This window comes from Niveispirillum sp. FG156, assembly GCF_057809555.1.
The window spans coordinates 59,001-77,942 of the sequence record NZ_JBMDKE010000032.1 but is presented as its reverse complement, the minus strand read 5'-3'; the positions used below and the strand labels follow the sequence as shown (position 1 = coordinate 77,942).

Here is an 18,942-nt window from a genome sequence, read left to right as displayed (position 1 = left end):
CTCAAATTATCTTACAAATGCAGGGTACAAACAAACCTAATCTCATCACGCTCTAGGTACGGCGGCGACTGCCGCCGCGCGGCGCGTGCCGCGTAAGCCAAGGGCGCGGACGCGCCCGCCCGGCGTCTGAGGGAACAAAAAAAGAAACCCCCGCCCATGGGGTGGGTGGGGGTTTGTCAGGTTGCGGCAGGAAGCCCGCCGCTGGGAGTTAAAACTTACCGGGCCAGCCAGCCGCCATCCACGGGCAGGGTGATGCCATGGACATAATCGGCAGCAGCAGAAGCCAGAAAAACAGCGGCCCCGCCCAGATCCGACGGCGAACCCCAACGCGCGGCCGGGATGCGGGCCAGGATATCGCGGTTACGGTTCTCGTCAGCGCGCAGCGCCTCGGTATTGTTGGTGGCGAAATAGCCGGGTGCAATGGCATTCACATTGATGCCCTTGGCCGCCCATTCATTGGCCAGCAGCTTGGTCACGCCAGCAATCCCGCTCTTCGATGCCGTGTAGGACACGACGCGGATGCCGCCCTGGAAGGACAGCATGCTGGCGATATTGATGATCTTGCCGCCGGACCCTTGCGCAATGAACTTCTTCGCGACCGCCTGGGCCAGGAAGAACGGCGTCTTCAGATTGACGTCCAGGACATCGTCCCAGTCGGTTTCCGAGAATTCCAGCGCATCGGCGCGGCGGATGGTGCCGGCATTATTGACCAGGATGTCGATGCGGCCAAAGGCGGCGGCCACCTTCTCCACGATCTCGGCCACCGGCGCACCGGTGCCCAGATCGGCGGAAACGAAGGCGAACTTCCCGCCAGCGGCCTCAACGGCGGCCTGCGTATCGGTCGGGGTCGACCGGCCCACGGCCACGATGCTGGCCCCGGCCTGGGCCAGCGCCACCGCGATGCCCTGCCCAATGCCGGTATTGGCACCGGTTACCAGCGCCACTTTGCCGGAAAGGTCGAAGGGATTGCTCATGATGGGGTTCCTCTTGGCCGTTCGGCATTATCTTGGATAGAAGCATTCCATCCATTTTTCCGTCACCCCCGCGAAAGCGGGGGCCCAGCGTCAAGGCGCGATAGCGCCGATAAGACTTTCTCATATCGCGGCAGACGCCGCTTATGCTGGGTCCCCGCTTTCGCGGGGATGACAGAAGAAACGGAAGAAAGCGGCGTCGTCCCTCAGCGCAGCTGGCAGATATCGATCACCTTCATGTCGGTGTAGTCGAGATTCTCGCCGCCCATGGCCCAGATAAAGGAGTAGTTGGCGGTGCCGCTGCCCATATGGATGGACCAGGGCGGGGACATCACGGCCTCGCCATCGGCCACCACGATGTGACGGGCTGCTTCCGGCTCGCCCATGAAGTGGAAGACGCGGTTGTCACCGGGGATATCACAATACAGATACACTTCCGAGCGGCGGTCATGCAGGTGCGGCGGCATGGTGTTCCACACCGAACCGGGCTTCAGCATGGTCAGCCCCAGCAGCAGCTGCGCCGACTGGCACGTCGCCGGCACGATATACTGATAGATCGTGCGCTCATTGCTGGTTTCCAGCGCCCCGCGCTCCAGCGCGACCGCATCCTTCAGGCCGATCTTCTTGTTGGGGAAGCTGGCATGGGCGGGGGTGGAGACGAGATAGAACTTGGCAGGAGCAGCGGCATCGGCGGAGGCGAAGCTGACATCCTTCGCGCCCATGCCGACATACAGGCCGTCCTTGTTGCCCAGCTCATAGACGGTGCCGTCCACGGTCACCGAACCCGCACCGCCGATATTGACGATGCCCAGCTCGCGCCGTTCCAGGAACGGGTGACCGGCGGCGGATGCCGGCTCGGTCTGGTGCGGCAGCACAACGCTGCCGGCCACCGGCGTGGCGCCACCGACGACAAAACGCTCATTGTGGCTATAGTTCAGCACCACCTGATCGGCCACGAACAGGCCGGTCATCAGATAACGATTGCGCAGATCGTCATTGCTGGCACCCTGCATCATGACCGGGTGGGTGGCGTGATAGGTCTTAGCGAACATATTGGAACTCCCCGATTTTTACGTATCAGCCTCGAACGCCGATTCTGCTGGCCTCGAATGCGCCGATCACAGTTTATAGGCTTTCTTGGGCAAGTTGTATGACAAATCGACAGCAACCAGGGCTGCGTCATCCTCATCCAGGCGATGTTCGGCCACCATGCGCGCCAGGAAGGCGCAATCCACGCGGCGGGCCACATCATGGCGGGCCGGGATGGACAGGAAGGCGCGGGTATCGTCGTTGAAGCCAACGGTATTGTAGAAGCCCGCCGTCTCCGTCACCTGCTCACGGAAGCGCATCATGCCTTCCGGGCTGTCATGGAACCACCAGGCGGGACCCAGCTTCAACGTGGGGTAATGGCCGGCCAGCGGCGCCAGTTCACGCGCATAGGTCGTTTCATCCAGGGTGAACAGGATGATCGACAGGCGCGTGTCATTGCCATACCGGTCCAGCAGCGGCTTCAGCGCGCGGATATAATCGGTGCGCGACGGAACGTCGGCGCCCTTGTCACGCCCGAACCGTTCGAACACCTGGCCATTATGGTTGCGGAAGGCGCCGGGATGGATCTGCATGACCAGACCATCCTCAATGCTCATGCCCGCCATTTCGGTCAGCATCTGGCCCCGGAACGTCTCCGCATCCGCCGCCGTGACATCGCCCTTCAACACCTTCTGGAACAGCTTTTCAGCGTCGGCGGGCGACAGGTTGGCGGTATTGGCCGTGATATGGCCATGGTCGCTGCTGGTCGTGCCGACCTTCATGAAATCCTGACGGCGCTTGCGATGCGCGTTCAGATAACCCTTCCAGCTATAGACATCCTCGCCCGTCACCTCGGCAAAGGCGCGCATGGCGGTCGGGAATTGTTCATGTTCGGGATCGATCACCGCGTCGGGGCGATAAGCGGAAATGACCCGCCCGCCCTTCCAGCCGCTTTCCAGCACCTTGTGATGATGGTCCAGCGTGTCGGTCGGCCCCTCTGTCGTGGCGATCAGTTCGATATTGAACCGTTCGAACAGGGCGCGGGGGCGGAACGCCTCCGTCTTCAACGCTTCATCGATGGTGTCATAGTAATGGTCAGCGGTGTCAGCCGACAGAGCGACATCGATGCCGAACACCTTGGTGAACACGAAATTCAGCCACAGCCAGCTGGGCGTGGCGCGGAACAGGTGAAAATTGGCGGCAAACAGGTGCCATGCCGCGCGCGGGTCAGCCTTGGACGGGCCGGACCGGTCGCCCACGCCCACATCGCCCATGGCGATGCCCTGGCTATAGAGCATACGGTAGACATAATGGTCGGGCGCCAGCAGCAATTCCGTCGGGTTGCCGAAATTGGCATTGCCTGCGAACCAGGACGGGTCCGTATGCCCGTGCGGGCTGATGATCGGCAAATCCTTCACCAGCTGATACAGCCGCCGCGCAATGGCGCGCGTGCCGGGCTCAGCGGGGAACAGGCGGTCATCATGCAGGGCCAAAGGCTTGGACATCGAAAACACCTTAGGGGCGCGAAAAACCGGGATGGTCGCGCTTTCATTAGGTAACCGGTGTCATGACAGAAGGCAACAGGATTAATTGCCAGGGCGGCGGATTTTTCCGACCTGTCTGTCGCAAACCAGTTTCAGAATTTGGGGCGGCGGGCCGGGCCTGTTCGGGCGGGAAATCCGGCATCCCGCTTGCCAGCGGCGGGGCAGCGGCGTATTGCTCCATGCTTCATGAACTGGATGGTGGCCCCGTTGCGTCTTTCCCTCTCCCGATGGCGTTTACTGCTGCTGGCGGCCTTTGTGCTGCTGGCCGGCGCCATGGGCGGCGGCGATGCGGTGGCGCGCGTCGGGATCGGGCGCATTGCCGACGAATGCCCGGTTTCGGGGACATGTGACCAGCGCCTGACCACGCCGGCGCAGCCGGCCCTGATCCAGGTTGCCCTGCGCATCGATGGCAAGGCCCTGACCGGCGGCGGTGCCGGGCTGGCCGCTCTACCGGGCGGCAATGGGCTTCCGGCCTTTATCCTGACCGGCACGCCGGCGGAAAAGGGCGTGTCCGCCCCCCTGCCCCGCAAGGCAGTCAACGCGCCCTGCCAGCCGCGTGGGCCGCCGGCGGGCCACTGACCAGCCTTTTCACCAATTCCCGTGATCACCAGGGCGCGGTCGATGGGCCGCCGCCGATGATCGGATAAATCCCATGCTTAAATTCTCCCGTCTGCAGACCATCGCCATTCTGGTGATCTGCTTCCTGGGCAGTGCGCTGGCCATCCCCAGTCTGGTCGGCCCGCACAACATGCCCACCTGGCTGCCCATGCGCCATTTCAACCTGGGCCTTGACCTGCAGGGCGGTTCCTACCTGCTGCTGGAGGTCGATGCCGATGCGGTAAAGCGCGAGCGGCTGGAAAATGCCGTGGATGAGGTGCGCGGCCTGCTGCGCACCGCCAACCTGCGCGTTGCCGGGGTCGGGGTGGAAGGTAACGGTCTGGTCGTGCGGCTGGCCGATCCCGGCGATGCCGCCAGCGTCACCGACGCCCTGCGCCCCCTGACCCAGGCCTCCCTGCCCGGTGAGATCGCCGATTTCACCCTGGTACCGGAGGCCGGGCGACTGCGCCTGGATTTCGGTCAGCAGGCCCTGACCAACCGCGTTAGCAAGGCCGTGGATCAGTCGCTGGAGATCGTGCGCCGCCGTATCGACGAGACGGGCGTGAACGAGCCCATCGTGGCCCGCCAGGGTGCGAGCCGCGTGCTGGTGCAGTTGCCGGGCGTGACCGATCCGGGCCGTATCAAGCGCCTGCTGGGTCAGACCGCCAAGATGACCTTCCATCTGGTGGGTGACGCGACGGTGGCGCCGGGTTCATCGGCCCCGCCGGGCTTTGAATGGCTGCAGAACAGCGACCGGGGTGCCGGTGGCGGTCAGGTCCTGGTGCGCAAGCGTGTCGAGGTGGATGGCGCCACCCTGACCGATGCCCAGCCCAGCGCCGACCCGCAATCGGGCCGCTGGGTCGTGTCCTTCAGCTTTGACAGCATCGGCGCCCGCCGCTTTGCCGACATCACCAAGGCCAATGTCGGTCGGCCCTTTGCCATCGTGCTGGACGGTCGTGTCATTTCCGCCCCGGTTATCAATGAGCCGATCCTGGGCGGACGCGGCCAGATCAGCGGCAATTTCACGGCCCAGACAGCCACCGAACTGGCCGTTCTGCTGCGCGCCGGTGCCCTTCCCGCCCCGCTGACGGTGGTGGAAGAACGGTCCATCGGGCCTGAGCTGGGTGCCGACAGCATCAAGGCCGGTGTGATCTCCTGTCTGGTCGGCGTTGTCCTGGTCTTTGCCTATATGTGGCTGACTTATGGCTTCTTTGGCCTGATCGCCAATGCCGCCCTGGTCTTCAACCTGTTCCTGACGCTGTCGTGCCTGGCCATGCTGGAAGCGACCCTGACCCTGCCCGGCATTGCGGGTGTGGTGCTGACGCTCGGCATGTCGGTGGACGCCAACATCCTGATCAATGAGCGTATCCGCGAGGAGCTGCGCAAGGGCAAGACGGCCCTGTCCGCGCTGGAAACGGGCTATATCAAGGCCCGTGGCACCATCATGGACAGCAACCTGACCACCCTGATCAAGATGGTCCTGCTCTATGTGGTCGGCACGGGTTCGGTGAAGGGCTTTGCCGTCACCACCTCGCTGGGCATCATCACCTCGATGTTCACGGCCACGGTCGTGGCCCGCCTGCTGACCGCCATCTGGTACAAGCGCACCCGTTCCAAGGAACTGCCCGTCTTCGGCCCCATCAAGCTGAAGACTGCCGGCATGAAGATCAACTTCATGAATGGCCGCCATGTCGGTCTGGCCGTGTCGGTGATCCTGTCCACAGCATCGGTGCTGATGTTCTTCAAGCCGGGCCTGAATTACGGCATCGACTTTGCCGGCGGCATCGTGATGGAGGTGCGGACAGCGGAGCAGACCGACTTCCCGAAGATGCGCGAGGTGATGGAGCATGTGAATGTCGGCCCCGTGGCCCTGCAGGCCTTCGGCACCGACCGTGACGTGATCCTGCGCATGGAGCGGCAGGAAGGGGCGGAGAGCAACCAGCAGGCCGCCGTCAAGGCCGTGACCGCCGCCCTGGAACAGAATTTCCCCGGTTCGGAGGTTCGCCGCGTCGAAGCGGTGGGTGCGTCGGTATCGGCGGAGCTGTTTAGCGACGGCATGCTGGCGCTCGGTCTGGCCGCCTTCTTCATGCTTCTCTACATCACCTTCCGCTTCGAATGGCAGTTCGGCGTGGGTGCGGTGGTGACCATGATGCTGGACGTCACCAAGACCATCGGCTTCTACGCGCTGACCGGGTTGCAGTTCAACCTGACGGCGGTGGCGGCGATGCTGACCATCATGGGCTTCTCCATCAATGACAAGGTCGTGGTCTATGACCGCGTGCGCGAAAATCTGCGGCTTTACCGCAAGATGCCGCTGCGCGAGCTGATCGACCGCTCCATCAACGAGACCATGACCCGCACCATCAACACGAACATTGCCGTGTTCCTGTCCATCGTGCCGCTGGCCCTTTATGGCGGCGAGGCTCTGCGTGAATTCGCCTGGGCCCTGCTGTTCGGTATCCTGCTGGCGACCTCCTCCTCCATCTTCATCGCGGCCCCGATCCTGCTCTATCTGGGCGAGAACCGGCTGCGTAAGACCATGGATGCCGAGGACCCACCCGGCAACGAAGGTGGCGAGGGTGAGGCCGCCAAGGCCTGATCCCGAAAGCCTGAAAAGACAAAACCCCGGCACCGCAAGGCGCCGGGGTTTTTGTTTGGGCAATGACGGGCTATTCCGCCCGTTTGCGGCCCGTCAGCATGGATAGCGGCAGGTTTTCCCGGTGCAGCAGGCTGCTGACCAGCACGCCGGCCAGATGCAGGCCCACCAGGACCAGGGTACCATTGGCCAGCACCTCATGCGCTTCTTCCAGAAAATGGCCGTAGGGACGCAGGCTCGGCACGGGATAGCGGGTCAGCAGGCCCAGCGCCGCCGTGCCCAGCAGGGCGAACCACAGCGTCAGGGCCATGGCCCCGCCGGCGGGATTATGGCCCAGATGCCGGTCGGCCCGACGCTGCACCAGGGCACGCATATAAGCCAGAAGCCCGGCGCCCGACGGGGCAAAGTCCCTGAACCGGGCATGGCTGCTGCCGATCAGGCCCCAGAGCGCGCGCAGGCCCACCAGGGCGATGATGGTGAGGCCCGCCGCCTCATGCACCGCCATCACCTCTTCCGCTGACAGCCAAGCCGTCAGAAAGGCGGCGGCGATGCCCCAATGGATCAGCCGCAGCAGTGGGTCCCAGACCCGGACGGTACCGGGAGAAGGCGGAACAGGCGTCACCTGCCCCGCCGGGAGTGTCATGTCAGCCATCAGTCGCGCTCCACCTTCAGGATCTCACCCGTGCGGGCATCGACATAAAGCTCCTGGCGCTGGCCGTCGGGACCGGTGGCCTTCACCTCCACCAGCTTGTCGCTTTTCCGCTCAACCGAGCGGGCATCGCGGTAGCCCTGGGCCGACAGCTTGTCCAGCAAAGCCGGCATGGACAGCGTATCCGCTGCCATGGACGGCCCAGGCATAGGCGCGGCACCGGTCCCGGCCCCTTGCGCATAGGCATAGGCACCGGCGGCCAGCGAACCGGTCAGAAGCAGGCCGGCCAGGAGACGGGGGTAAGGCATGATGGGTTCCTTCCTGTTGGATCGATGATGGAACCGATCCTGACAGGGGCGCGCTGAACCCAAGCTGAATGCGCCGCGAAAAGAAAAACGGCCGGGAATATCCCCGACCGCTTGTCAGTAAAACCGCTTCGGGAGGAGCCCGGCGGATGGAAATCTTCAGCGCGCCTCGCCACCGACAACAGCAGCGGGTGCCGGAACAGCAGCCGTGCGGGCGATGGCAAAGCGGTACATCAGCAGCGTCAGCGCGACGGTCACGGCAAACCCGGAAACCCCGCCGACCAGGACGCCCGCCGCATTCGGCAGGGCCACCATGGACCAGTAGGCCAGTGCCGTGCGGGTGGGCGAAACCAGCCAGCGCAGCAGGTAATGATGCAGATGCTCCCGGTCCGGGGAGAAGGGGGCACGACCGGCGCGCAGGCGGCTGACGATCAGGCGCAGGCAATCGACCACCGGCAGCAGGAACAGGCCCATCAGCTGCATGTTGGTCAGGGTGCTGTCGGCATGGCCCGTGATGGCCAGACCCAGCAGGCCCATGACAGCGGAGATGCCATAGGCGCCGCTGTCACCCAGAAAGATGCGGCCACGCATGTTGAAGGCCAGGAACACCGCCCCGCCCGCCACGATCAGCAGGGCCAGCATGGACAGGGTGCCGGTGCCGGCCAGTGCGAAGAACAGCGCCCAGATCATGGCCATGCCCGAGGCAACGCCATTGGCACCGTCGCTCATGTTGAACGCGTACTGGAAGCCGACAAGGCTGACGATGGTCAGCATCGCGCCCATGAAGGGCGGGACATCGACGCTGACGCCACCGCCAAAATTCAGGGAGGTCAGGGCCAGATGCGGCGCCAGGATGATGGCGAAGGAGAACATCACCAGCGAAACCGACAGGCGCACGACAGGCGGCAGGTGCTGACGATCGTCCACCATGCCCATGACGAACAGCACGACCATGACGGGCACAATCACCCAATGCAGGCCGACACCGTCATTATAGGAAATGCCGCCACCGATCAGCGTCGCGGGCAGCAGGATGGCCAGACCACCCACCAGCGGCACCGCACCACGATGCAGCTTCCGCAGGCTGTCAGGCTTGTCCATGATGCCCAGGGCATTGCCAATGGGCTTGGCCGCGAAGCAGATGAGGGCAGATAGGGCGATCTGCAGGATAAGGGCCAGAGGATATTCCAATTTTGCCACCCTTCAGGCGCGGGTTTGAGAGTTTGACTGTCAACAACACCGGAGCCCCCGCCATAGGTCCGTCGACATCGACGGAATGCGGAACTTCGATATCGAAACAGGCACTCCTTATTGAGGTTATCCCGCGGTCCGCCCCTTCGTACCGCAGTGCCGAAGCCGTGGCAGGTTTACCATAGGCCCCGATCTATCGGAAAGACATTACCGTAGGGAAGGTCTGCGTTGGAAGCGCAGACCAACAAAAACAACTTACTGACATGGAGATTATCATATCTGATGCCGGAAAAGCACAGTCTTTAGACGAGGGACCCTATGCCTTTGCGCAGGGGTCAGATGCCGAAAATGGCAGATAGCAAGGACTTCCGGGGTAGTCCGGGGAGGCGGACCTATGACCTTGCCGTCGGGGCCGGCATCGACTCGATAGCGGAGGGGCAGGCCGGAATAGAGAAAGGGCGGGCCCGTCTGCACAGGCCCGCCCCCTTGATGAAAGATTTGTTGCACTGCCGAAATACCGTCTCTCACACGACCGTAGTCGTTCAGGAAGATCAGGCCGGCGCGCGGTCCGACAATCCGCCGCCCAGCGCCTTATACAGCGTGACCAGATTGGACAGCCGCTGCTGACGCAGGACGATCAGGCTGCTTTCCGCCGCATAAAGGCTGCGCTGCGCGTCCAGAACCTGCAGGTAGCTGTCGACGCCCCGGTCATAGCGGGCCTTGGACAGGGTGTAGGTCTCCCGCGTGGCCGCCACCAGAGCCGTCTGGGCGGCCACCTGATCATCCAGGGTGGCACGGGCGGCCAGGGCGTCCGCAACCTCACGGAAGCCCGTGCGCACGGCACCCTGATAATTAGCGACGGCGATATCCCGTTCCGCCTTGGCGACATCCAGGTTGGACTGGGTGCGACCGAAATCGAAGATGGGCAGGCTGGCATCCGCCCCGACATTCCAGACCTTGCTGCCCCCCTCGAACAGGCCGGACAGCGAGGTGCTGGCGGTGCCCAGCGCACTGGTCAGACCGATGCGCGGGAAAAAGGCGGCACGGGCCGCACCGATATTGGCGTTGGCGGCCCGCAGATTATGCTCGGCCTGCGCAATGTCGGGCCGGCGGGTCAGCAGGTCGGACGGCAGGCCTTCGGGCAGGGCCGGAACCAGCAAGGCCCCCTCATCCCCCAGGACCTTGTCGCCCGCCACGGCCACGGGGCTGCCCACCAGCAGGGTCAGGGCGTTTTCGTCCAGCGACACCTGTCGGCGGAAAGCGGCAAGGTTGGCCCGTGCCGTCTCCAGCACGGTTTCGGCCTGACGCAGGTCAAGCAGGGAGCGGGCGCCCCGGTCGAAGGCCAGCTTGACCAGATCATAGCTTTCCTTCTGGGCATTGAAGGTCCGCTCCGTCAGGGCCAGTTGCTCCCGGTCGGCCAGCAGGGTCAGATAGGCATTCGCCACCTCTGCCACCAGGGCCAGACGCGCCGTCTCCCGCGCGGCAGCGGTCGCGAAATAGCTTTCCAGGGCCGCATCCGACAGGTTGCGCACGCGACCGAAGAAATCCAGCTCGAACGCCGTGATGTCGGCATTGACCTGATACTGGTTGCCCGTCTGGGTCACCGGCTCGTTCACGCGGGCGCGGGTCGCCGACGCACCCGCCGTCACATTGGGCAACTGATCCGCCCGCTGTACCCGGTAGAGCGCGCGGGCCCGTTCGACATTGGCACTGGCAACTGCCAGATCATGGTTCTGGGCCAGGGCCTGATCGATCAGGCCGCGCAACCCTTCATCCAGGAAGAAGTCGCGCCAGCCCAGATCGGCCACCGGTGCCGCCTGCGCCGCCGCCTGGGGATATGCGGCGGCAACGCCGGTGGAGGGGGCCTGATAGTCAGGGGCCATGCTGCACCCAGCCAGCAGCAGGGGCAGCAGGGTCAGGGGAATAAGACGCTTGTTCATGTTGATCACTCCTGCCCCGCCTTCGGCTTCTTGTGGCTACCAAAGCGCAAAACCAGCTTTTCGACGCCGACAAAGAAGATCGGCACGAAGAAGATGGCCAGCACCGTGGCCGACAGCATGCCACCGACGACACCGATACCGATTGCGTTCTGGCTGCCCGATCCGGCACCGGATGCCAAAGCCAGGGGCGAAACACCCAGAATGAACGCCAGCGAGGTCATGATGATGGGGCGCAGGCGCTGACGGGCGGCCTCCAGGGTCGCATCCACCAGATCCATGCCCTTCTCATAATATTCCTTCGCGAACTCCACGATCAGGATGGCGTTCTTGGCCGATAGGCCGATGGTTGTGAGCAGGCCCACCTGGAAATAGATGTCATTGGCCATGCCGCTCAACGTGGCCGCGACCACCGCCCCCAGCACGCCCAGCGGCACCACCAGCATCACCGCGAACGGGATGGACCAGCTTTCATACAAGGCCGCGAGGCAGAGGAACACGACCAGCAGCGAGATGGCGTACAGGGCGGGTGCCTGCGCACCGGACAGCCGTTCCTCGTACGACAGGCCCGTCCAGGCAAAGCCGATGCCCGGCGGCAGCTTCGCCACCAGCTCTTCCATGGCGGCCATCGCCTGACCGGAGCTGTAGCCCGGTGCCGGCTGCCCTTGGATGTTCATCGACGAGGTGCCCATGAACCGCTCCAGCTTGGGCGGACCATAGGTCCAACTGGCCTTGGCGAAGGCGGAGAAGGGAACCATCTCCCCCCGGTCGTTACGGACATGCAGCTTCTGAATATCCTCCGGCAGCATGCGGAACGGCGCATCGGCCTGCAGGAAAACGCGCTTCACACGACCACGGTCGATAAAGTCATCAACATAGGTGGAGCCCCAGAAGGCCGTCAGCGTGGTGTTGATATCCGCGACCTGCAGGCCCAGCGCCGCCGCCTTGGCCTTGTCCACATCGATGCTCAGCTGTGCAGTATCCTCCAAACCATTGGGGCGCACACCCGCCAGGGCCGGATGCTGTGCGGCCATGCCCAGCAACTGATTACGCGCCGCCAGCAGCGCCTCATGCCCAGCCCCCGCCTCGTCCAGAAGCTGGAAATCAAAGCCGGTGGCATTGCCCAGTTCCAGAACGGCGGGCGGCGTGAAGGCGAAGGCCATCGCGTCCTTCAAGCCCATGAAGGCCCCCATGGCACGCATGGCGATGGCCTGGGCCGTATTCTCCGCCCCCTTGCGTTGCGACCAGTCCTTCAACTGGATGAAGACCATGGCGGAGTTCTGGCCGCTGCCCGCGAAGCTGAACCCGCCGATGGAGAAGACGCCGCGGATATTGTCCTTCTCCTGGCTCAGCAGGTAATCCTCAACCTGTTTCACCGTCTCCATGGTGCGTTCCTGGGTCGAACCCGGCGGCGCCATCACCATGGCAAAGATAATGCCCTGGTCTTCTTCGGGCAGGAAGGCGGTGGGCAGGCGCACGAACAACACACCCAGGATCGCCACCAGACCCGCGAATACCAGCAGGAAGCGCTTGCTACGCCGCACCACGCCTCCGGTGGCGGACACGTATGACTGGTTGGCGCGGTTGAAGCCACGGTTGAACCAGCCGAAGAAACCGCCGCGTTCATGGTGATCCTGCGGCTTCAGGATGGTGGCGCACAGTGCCGGGGTCAGCACCAGCGCCACCAGCACCGACAAGGCCATGGCCGACACGATGGTGATGGAGAACTGGCGATAGATCACGCCCGTGGAGCCGGGGAAGAACGCCATGGGAATGAAAACGGCAGAGAGAACCAGACCGATGCCGACCAGGGCGCCCGTGATCTGCTCCATGGATTTTCGTGTGGCCTCGCGCGGGGATAACCCCTCCTCCGCCATCACGCGTTCGACATTTTCCACCACGACGATGGCATCATCCACCAACAGGCCGATGGCCAGCACGACGCCGAACAGGGTCAGCGTATTGATGGTGAAGCCGAACGCCGCCAGGATACCAAAGGTACCCAGAAGCACGACCGGAACCGCGATGGTCGGAATGATGGTCGCACGGAAGCTCTGCAAGAACAGGTACATCACCAGGAAGACCAGAACCACGGCCTCGGCCAGGGTCTTGACCACTTCCTGGATCGACAGCTTCACGAACGGCGTCGTCTCATACGGATATTCGACATCCACACCCGCCGGGAAGCTGGGGCGCAGCGCCTCAATCGCCTGCTTCACCGATGCCGCGGTTTCCAGCGCATTGGCGCCCGTGGCCAGATTGACGGCCAGACCGACGGCATTCATGCGGTTGTAACGGGAAACGAAGTCATAGCTTTCGCCACCCAGCTCCACCCGCGCCACGTCGCGCACATGGACGGCAGCGCCATCACGGCTGGACTTGATCAGGATGGCACCGAACTGTTCGGGCGTTTGCAGGCGGCTCTGCGCCGTCACAGTGGCATTCAGCTGCTGCCCCTTGACCGACGGGGTGCCACCGACCTGTCCCGCAGAGACCTGGGCATTCTGGGCTTTGATCGCCGCTGATACCTCGTCCACGGTGATGCCAAGGCCGGCCATCTTGACGGGGTCCAGCCAGATGCGCATGGCATAGCCACCGCCGAACACCTGCACCGAGCCCACACCATTCACACGGCTGATCGGGTCCTGAACGCGCGAGGCGACAAAGTCACCCAGATCGTTGCCGTCCAGACGACCATCCTTGGACACGAAACCGGCAACCAGAAGGAAGCTGGCCGATGCCTTGGACACGACCACGCCGCGCTGCTGCACTTCCGACGGAAGCGAGGACAAAGCCGGCGTCACCTTGTTCTGCACCTGCACCTGGGCAATGTCGGCATCGGTACCGGCATTGAAGGTCAGGGTGATGGTGACGCTGCCCGACGCATCGCTGGTCGAGGAAAGGTAGCGCAGATTATCGATGCCCTTCAGGTTCTGTTCGATGACCTGTGTGACGGTCTTTTCCAGCGTTTCAGCCGACGCGCCTGGATAGGATGCGCTGACCGCGATGGAAGGTGGTGCGATGGCCGGATATTGCTCAATCGGTAGACGCATGATGGACAGCGCGCCGGCCAGCATGATCACGATGGCGATCACCCAGGCAAAGACCGGGCGATCAATGAAGAACTTCGCCATTTCGGTTCTCTCCGGGAATGATCAGCGGGCCGGGGCAGGTGCTGCACCCGCCGCGGCAGGAGCCGGATTGTAGGGTACGGGCTTGACCGGTGCGCCGGGGGCGGCCTTCAGCACGCCCTGGACGATCACGCGTTCCTTGGGCGCCAGCCCCTTGGTCACCACCCACTGGTCACCGACGGCCTTGGCCGCCGTGACAGGGCGGATTTCCACCTTGTCTTCCTTGCCCACCACCATGGCGGTGGCAACACCACCGGGACCGATGATCACGGCCTGCTGCGGCACCAGCATGGCATCGGCCCGTGTGCCCTGATCCACCACGGCACGCACGAACATGCCGGGCAGAAGTTCCAGGCGCGGGTTCGGGAAGGTGGCGCGCAGACCGATCGTGCCCGTCCCCTCATCCACGGTGATGTCGGAGAAGTCGAGCGCCCCATCCTCAGCATAGGGGGTGCCGTCGGGCAGGATCAGCTTGACCTTCAGCTTTCCGCCTTCCGGGATCGTCGTCTCCCCCGCCGCGACCTGACGGCGCAGTGCCGCTACGGCGTCGGCAGACTGGGTCAGGTCGATATAGATCGGGTCGAGCTGCGTGACGCTGGTCAGCATTTCCGCCTGACCCGCCGTAACCAGGGCACCCGGCGTAACGCGCGAGCGGCCCACCCGGCCCGCGATGGGCGACGTCAGGCCGGCATAATCCAGATTGATGCGGGCGGACTCAAGCGCGGCCTTGGCGGCGGCGACCGCCGCCTCCCGCGCACCCAGCTCGGCCATGGCATCATCATATTCCTGCTGGCTGACGCCCTTCACGGCCACCAGTTCCTTATAGCGGCCAGCACGTGCCTTGACAGAGGTCAACTGCGCCTCCGCACTTTTCAGATCGGCCTGTGCCTGCGCCAGGGCGGCGCGGTAGGTCGCGGGGTCGATCTGGTAGAGCGGCTGCCCGGCCTTCACATCACTGCCTTCGGTGAACAACCGGTCCTTGATGATGCCCGACACCTGCGGACGAATTTCCGCCACGCGATAGGGTGTCACGCGACCGGTCAGTTCCGACGTCAACGTATAGGGCGCGGGATTGACGGCAACCACGGCCACCTCCGGCGGCGGCATTGCGCCCATGCCCATCCCGGCGCCACCACCGTCCTGACCGCAGGCGGTGAGCGTCAATGCCAGAAGAAACAGGGAACCGGAAAGCCGGGTGGTCATGCGCATGACGTGAGTTCCTTGAACTTTATTGTTGCCGGTTTGGCCGGTCATGAAATTACATCCGGTCGCGGATGTATCATGAATGGCCGCCGTTGGGTACGACGAAGCAGGCCAAGGCACTTAGCACTTTCGTGATAAACGTCGCGGCGCCGCAAAGACCGCCCTGCCAAAACGGCGGTCTTGAAGGAATTTCGGCTTTTATCGGGTGAACGTGGATCATTTCATGTGATCCCAATCACAAAGCCGCCGCAAAGAGGGCAGCAAACCCCCGTTGCAAAATTTCAGGTATCGGAAAGTTTATTTCTGTGCGCAAAGCCCCCTCCCGTTTCGCCCGATGCCGGTTGCTATCAGGAAGACGAACGGAGATAGGGCAATCCGACATACTGTCGAATTTTTTCAAGGGTGGCACAGCGACAAGCCCCCAGGGGGTAAGGATTCCCCCCGGAAGGTAAGGATCAAAAACCGCCCGGCACGCGATAGATATCCGGTTCCTTGGGCTTTTCCACGTAGGACAACCGAAGGCTGGCACCGGCCACTTCCGGCTGCGCATCGGGCTTGGCCGGCGGCTTCTTGGCAATCCCCAGGATCAGCTCCGTCAGGCGGCCCTGCACGTCATTTCCCTGGAAAACCAACACATTATCATCGCCCAGCGACTGGTTCAGGATCAGTCCTTCTTGCCGATACCCCTGACCTAGAAGGTAATTGCGCAGGGCGTTGGCGGTGCCGACAATCTGTTCCGGCTTGGTCGGGGACCCGATCTCCTGCCCCCAGATGACATTCACCCGGAACAGCTTCTTTGTCTTGTACCCCAAGAGGTAAGCAATCACCGCCGGCCCGCTTTCGGGCAGCAGGTCATTGACCTTCACGATCAGGGCCGTCGTTCGCTCTGTCGGTTCTTCCACCCGCTGGATGGCATCGCCCGACAGCTTGAAATCCTTACCGATGGCGTCGCGCACCTGTGCCTCGGTCATGCCGAAGCGCGCGTTGCGAAACCCTTCCACCTGCGCCTCCTTGGCGGCGGCAACAGGTCCAGCGGGGCCGGCAGCAGGCCGATTCTGGGCGATTGCGGGGGTTGCGGCCAACATCGCCGCCATGGCTGCCGTCAGCATCCAACGCATCGTCACGCCTTCCTTACGCCGTGGGGGAGAATCGACAATCCTTACCGCTTGGGGGAATAGTTGCTTGCGACGTCGCAAGTTCAGCCCTTGATCAAGCGGTCGATCCGGTCACGCAGGGCCGTCAGGCTCTGCACCTCATCAGCAGCCAGCCGGCCCGCTCGGTCTGACAGCTTGTCCAGGCTGCGGCCCAGCTTACGAGCAACGGTCAGGACAGGGCTTTCGACCACCGGGTCCGTCGGCTTCTGCTTGGCGACGCGCAGTTCCTTGATGGTCGCCCCTTCCTTGATGCGCGACCAGAGGGCCAGCCGCGCCTCCTCCCCTTCCGTATCGGCCAGGACGAACAGGTGGCTCTTGGTCACCTTGTCACGGAAGGCGGGATATTCGGCCTGCACCTTTTCCGGCAGACCGCGCAGGGCCAGCAAGCGGGAGACCTCCGACTTGGACAGGCCGACAACGGCAGCCAACTGTTCCTGGGCGTAATTATGCCGTTCACCCAGACGGGCCAGGGCAGAGGCGGTTTCCAGCGCATCGAGATCCCGGCGCTGGAGATTCTCCACCAGTGCCACTTCCTCAATATCGCCCTTGGTGATGACGGCGAAGATGGTGGGCTTGCCCAGCAGGCCATGGGCGCGCCAGCGCCGCTCACCCGCCGCGATGATGTAACCGCCCTCGGCGTGCTTCTTCACCAGGATCGGCTGCAGCAATCCATTGTGGCGGATGCTGTCGGCCAGTTCCATCAGGGCGGCAGGATCGAAATGCCGGCGCGGCTGTTCCGGGTTGGGATGAACCTGATCCAGGTCCAGTTCCACCAGTTCCGGGAAATCGGCGGAAGTGCCGAACAGCCGGTTCAACCCGCTGTCGCGCGGAACCGCCGGCGTGGCGGGGGCAAGCGCCGGATTGGTGCGGGCGAGCTTACGCGACACGGGCTTCCTCCGTCTGGTCGGCTTCAAGCAGGGAACTGGCCACCTCCCGGAAGGGGGCGACAATGGCAGGGTCGGACGCGACATCCACGGTCGGCTGCGCGGCGGCCACCGATTGCGGGAAAATGGTGGAGCGCGGCACCGGGGTGAAGATGCGCAGGCTGCCGCCGAACCGTTCCGTCAGATCGGCCAGGGTGGCGCGGTCCTGCGTATGGCGCGAGGTGAACATGGTGGGCAGAATACCGATAATCGACAGGTCGGGATTACCCCGGCGCCGCACCTTGGCAATGGTGTCCAGCAGCAGCGGCACACCCATCATGGCCAGCATTTCCGTCTGCACGGGGATCAGCACCCCCGTGGCAGCGGCCAGCGCGTTCAGCGTCATCATGCCCAGATGCGGCGGGCAATCGAGCAGGATGTAGTCGTAGGAGCGTGACACGCTGGACAGCTTCTCCCGCAGGACCAGCGTGCCCATCGGCTCCGCCATAAGCTCCGTCTCCGCCGCCGACAGCAGGATGGTGGAGGGCAGAAGATGGAACCGCCCGTCACAGACCGGCATCACCGCACCGGATACGGGCTGATCCTTCAGCATGACGTGATAGGTGGTGCGCCCTGCGTCCGACGCCTCAGCCTGGCTGATGCCCAGATGGACCGTGGCGCTGGCCTGCGGGTCGGCATCGACCAGCAGCACGCGTTGACCCAATGCTGCCAGGGCGGCGGCGATGTTGACGGCGGCACTGGTCTTGCCCACCCCGCCCTTTTGGTTTGAAATGGCGATGATGGTGGCACGGTCACGCTGCCGCCGGGCCGGGGCCACGACGATATCGGCCACGGCCTGCGGGATCTTCTCCGTCCCGCCTTCCCAGCGGGAAACGCGGCCCTTGTCGTACCGGCGGCCCAGGCGGGCATTCAGCCAGTCGGCAAAGGCCTGCTGCGTATCCCCCCGCGCCTCGCGCGCAGCCCTCAACGCCGCCCCATCCATGATGCGCCCCCAACTGCTTGTGGCCGTGTCTGCGGGGGAGCATAGGGATTGGTTGACGGTCTGTCAACTGGTGGGGTTGTGGGGCGTCAACAGGAGAAAGTCCGCCGCTCGAAAGCCGGCGTCCTCACGCCGCAAACGTCAACGCCGCTCCCACCTCGGTATATGGCGCTGTCAATTGATCACCATCCCGCTCAATCAAACCGACATTCATCAACGCCTGTACGTCAGCATGCACATTCTTCTGGTCACGTCCCAGGCGCCGCGCCAGGGCGCGGATACTGTCTGCCGGTTCCTGGCGCAGGGCTTCCAACAGCTCCACACGGCGTGGCGAAAAAAGGGATGCGAAGGTGCTCCAGTCCCGGAAATAGAGCCGGTCGGAGGCCTCTACCGTCGCGCCCTTTTCCAACTTTTTCCAGGCATCAACGAACTCGGCCAGTGCCTGGTCTTGGGCGTTCTTGCGTACCTCAACCGTCAACTGCTTCATCGCGCGGCCTTCCATCGTTCGATAGCCGTCAGGAAATCGGCAACCAGTTGCTCAACAGTTTGGAACTGGTAGGGGGTTTCAAGGGCACCATCGTGCCGGTGATCGTCCTTACCCCGCTCATTGTCGAACCCAAGCACCCTTTCGCCCTTGTGGATCAACACCATCCGGTACTTGAAAGGGTGTTCCGACGGCGGCACGGGCTGCGGCAATGACCAGATCACCAATTCGGCAAAGCTGGCCGCATCAACCTCAAAACGCCGCCGCAGGACCAGACTGGCTTTCATG

At 63.6% G+C, this 18,942-nt stretch carries 16 protein-coding genes; 2 read left to right on the top strand and 14 right to left on the bottom strand.

All coding sequences use genetic code 11. The features are described 5' to 3' along the window. Window positions 1–215: 215 nt before the first annotated feature. The 3 genes from kduD to uxaC form a co-directional block, all read right to left on the bottom strand. Window positions 216–974 (bottom strand): 2-dehydro-3-deoxy-D-gluconate 5-dehydrogenase KduD, encoded by a 759-nt coding sequence (gene kduD, locus ACODSP_RS19855; protein WP_488967280.1) that lies wholly within the window; start codon window positions 972–974, stop codon window positions 216–218. Window positions 975–1,177: 203 nt separating this feature from the next. Then, the gene (gene kduI, locus ACODSP_RS19850) at window positions 1,178–2,023 is read right to left on the bottom strand and encodes a 5-dehydro-4-deoxy-D-glucuronate isomerase (RefSeq protein WP_054169132.1); all 846 of its coding nucleotides are present in this window, start codon (window positions 2,021–2,023) and stop codon (window positions 1,178–1,180) included. A 66-nt stretch (window positions 2,024–2,089) separates the two neighbouring features. Next, window positions 2,090–3,505, bottom strand: coding sequence for a glucuronate isomerase (uxaC, locus tag ACODSP_RS19845; RefSeq protein WP_488967279.1), 1,416 nt, complete (start codon window positions 3,503–3,505; stop codon window positions 2,090–2,092). A gap of 234 nt (window positions 3,506–3,739) precedes the next feature. Here uxaC and ACODSP_RS19840 point away from each other — a divergent pair, with 234 nt between their 5' ends. Then, a complete protein-coding gene (locus ACODSP_RS19840; protein WP_488967278.1) occupies window positions 3,740–4,123 on the top strand; it encodes a hypothetical protein in 384 nt (127 codons plus the stop codon). A 73-nt stretch (window positions 4,124–4,196) separates the two neighbouring features. Then, window positions 4,197–6,740 carry a protein translocase subunit SecD gene (gene secD / locus ACODSP_RS19835; RefSeq protein ID WP_488967277.1) on the top strand — a complete coding sequence of 848 codons (2,544 nt, stop codon included), beginning with the start codon at window positions 4,197–4,199 and terminating at the stop codon, window positions 6,738–6,740. 70 nt (window positions 6,741–6,810) lie between these two features. Here the strand turns inward: secD and ACODSP_RS19830 are convergent, their stop codons facing one another. The 11 genes from ACODSP_RS19830 to ACODSP_RS19780 form a co-directional block, all read right to left on the bottom strand. Further along, window positions 6,811–7,389, bottom strand: a complete 579-nt coding sequence (locus ACODSP_RS19830) for a cytochrome b/b6 domain-containing protein (protein WP_488967276.1) — start codon at window positions 7,387–7,389, stop codon at window positions 6,811–6,813. Beyond that, entirely contained in the window at window positions 7,389–7,694 is a 306-nt protein-coding gene (locus ACODSP_RS19825) for a PepSY domain-containing protein (protein WP_488967275.1), read from the bottom strand. The genes ACODSP_RS19830 and ACODSP_RS19825 overlap by 1 nt, the downstream gene beginning before the upstream one ends. 156 nt (window positions 7,695–7,850) lie before the next feature. After that, on the bottom strand, window positions 7,851–8,882 hold the full coding sequence (locus ACODSP_RS19820; RefSeq protein ID WP_488967274.1) for a glycosyltransferase family 4 protein: 1,032 nt from the start codon (window positions 8,880–8,882) through the stop codon (window positions 7,851–7,853). 551 nt (window positions 8,883–9,433) lie between these two features. After that, a complete protein-coding gene (locus ACODSP_RS19815; RefSeq protein ID WP_488967273.1) occupies window positions 9,434–10,822 on the bottom strand; it encodes an efflux transporter outer membrane subunit in 1,389 nt (462 codons plus the stop codon). Between the two features lie 5 nt (window positions 10,823–10,827). Then, window positions 10,828–13,953 (bottom strand): efflux RND transporter permease subunit, encoded by a 3,126-nt coding sequence (locus ACODSP_RS19810; RefSeq protein ID WP_488967272.1) that lies wholly within the window; start codon window positions 13,951–13,953, stop codon window positions 10,828–10,830. A gap of 21 nt (window positions 13,954–13,974) precedes the next feature. Further along, entirely contained in the window at window positions 13,975–15,159 is a 1,185-nt protein-coding gene (locus tag ACODSP_RS19805; protein WP_488967271.1) for an efflux RND transporter periplasmic adaptor subunit, read from the bottom strand. 449 nt (window positions 15,160–15,608) lie between these two features. Continuing rightward, on the bottom strand, window positions 15,609–16,271 hold the full coding sequence (locus ACODSP_RS19800) for a hypothetical protein (RefSeq protein ID WP_488967270.1): 663 nt from the start codon (window positions 16,269–16,271) through the stop codon (window positions 15,609–15,611). Window positions 16,272–16,351: 80 nt separating this feature from the next. After that, window positions 16,352–17,194 (bottom strand): ParB/RepB/Spo0J family partition protein, encoded by an 843-nt coding sequence (locus ACODSP_RS19795; protein WP_488967269.1) that lies wholly within the window; start codon window positions 17,192–17,194, stop codon window positions 16,352–16,354. After that, on the bottom strand, window positions 17,184–18,158 hold the full coding sequence (locus tag ACODSP_RS19790; protein ID WP_102114350.1) for a ParA family protein: 975 nt from the start codon (window positions 18,156–18,158) through the stop codon (window positions 17,184–17,186). The genes ACODSP_RS19795 and ACODSP_RS19790 overlap by 11 nt, the downstream gene beginning before the upstream one ends. A 139-nt stretch (window positions 18,159–18,297) precedes the next feature. Next, window positions 18,298–18,657: an HVO_A0114 family putative DNA-binding protein gene (locus tag ACODSP_RS19785; protein ID WP_488967268.1), complete on the bottom strand. Its 360-nt coding sequence runs from the start codon at window positions 18,655–18,657 to the stop codon at window positions 18,298–18,300. Then, window positions 18,654–18,941 carry a toxin-antitoxin system TumE family protein gene (locus tag ACODSP_RS19780; RefSeq protein ID WP_488967267.1) on the bottom strand — a complete coding sequence of 96 codons (288 nt, stop codon included), beginning with the start codon at window positions 18,939–18,941 and terminating at the stop codon, window positions 18,654–18,656. Before ACODSP_RS19780 ends, ACODSP_RS19785 begins: the two co-directional genes overlap by 4 nt. Window position 18,942 lies beyond the last annotated feature (1 nt).

Coding starts and splice junctions, on each gene's coding strand:
- ACODSP_RS19825 (WP_488967275.1), bottom strand. CDS start 7,694: ATGCCTTACCCCCGTCTCCTGGCCGGCCTGCTTCTGACCGGTTCGCTG.
- kduD (WP_488967280.1), bottom strand. CDS start 974: ATGAGCAATCCCTTCGACCTTTCCGGCAAAGTGGCGCTGGTAACCGGT.
- ACODSP_RS19800 (WP_488967270.1), bottom strand. CDS start 16,271: ATGCGTTGGATGCTGACGGCAGCCATGGCGGCGATGTTGGCCGCAACC.
- uxaC (WP_488967279.1), bottom strand. CDS start 3,505: ATGTCCAAGCCTTTGGCCCTGCATGATGACCGCCTGTTCCCCGCTGAG.
- ACODSP_RS19840 (WP_488967278.1), top strand. CDS start 3,740: ATGGTGGCCCCGTTGCGTCTTTCCCTCTCCCGATGGCGTTTACTGCTG.
- secD (WP_488967277.1), top strand. CDS start 4,197: ATGCTTAAATTCTCCCGTCTGCAGACCATCGCCATTCTGGTGATCTGC.
- ACODSP_RS19830 (WP_488967276.1), bottom strand. CDS start 7,389: ATGGCTGACATGACACTCCCGGCGGGGCAGGTGACGCCTGTTCCGCCT.
- ACODSP_RS19780 (WP_488967267.1), bottom strand. CDS start 18,941: ATGAAAGCCAGTCTGGTCCTGCGGCGGCGTTTTGAGGTTGATGCGGCC.
- ACODSP_RS19810 (WP_488967272.1), bottom strand. CDS start 13,953: ATGGCGAAGTTCTTCATTGATCGCCCGGTCTTTGCCTGGGTGATCGCC.
- ACODSP_RS19805 (WP_488967271.1), bottom strand. CDS start 15,159: ATGCGCATGACCACCCGGCTTTCCGGTTCCCTGTTTCTTCTGGCATTG.
- ACODSP_RS19785 (WP_488967268.1), bottom strand. CDS start 18,657: ATGAAGCAGTTGACGGTTGAGGTACGCAAGAACGCCCAAGACCAGGCA.
- kduI (WP_054169132.1), bottom strand. CDS start 2,023: ATGTTCGCTAAGACCTATCACGCCACCCACCCGGTCATGATGCAGGGT.
- ACODSP_RS19815 (WP_488967273.1), bottom strand. CDS start 10,822: ATGAACAAGCGTCTTATTCCCCTGACCCTGCTGCCCCTGCTGCTGGCT.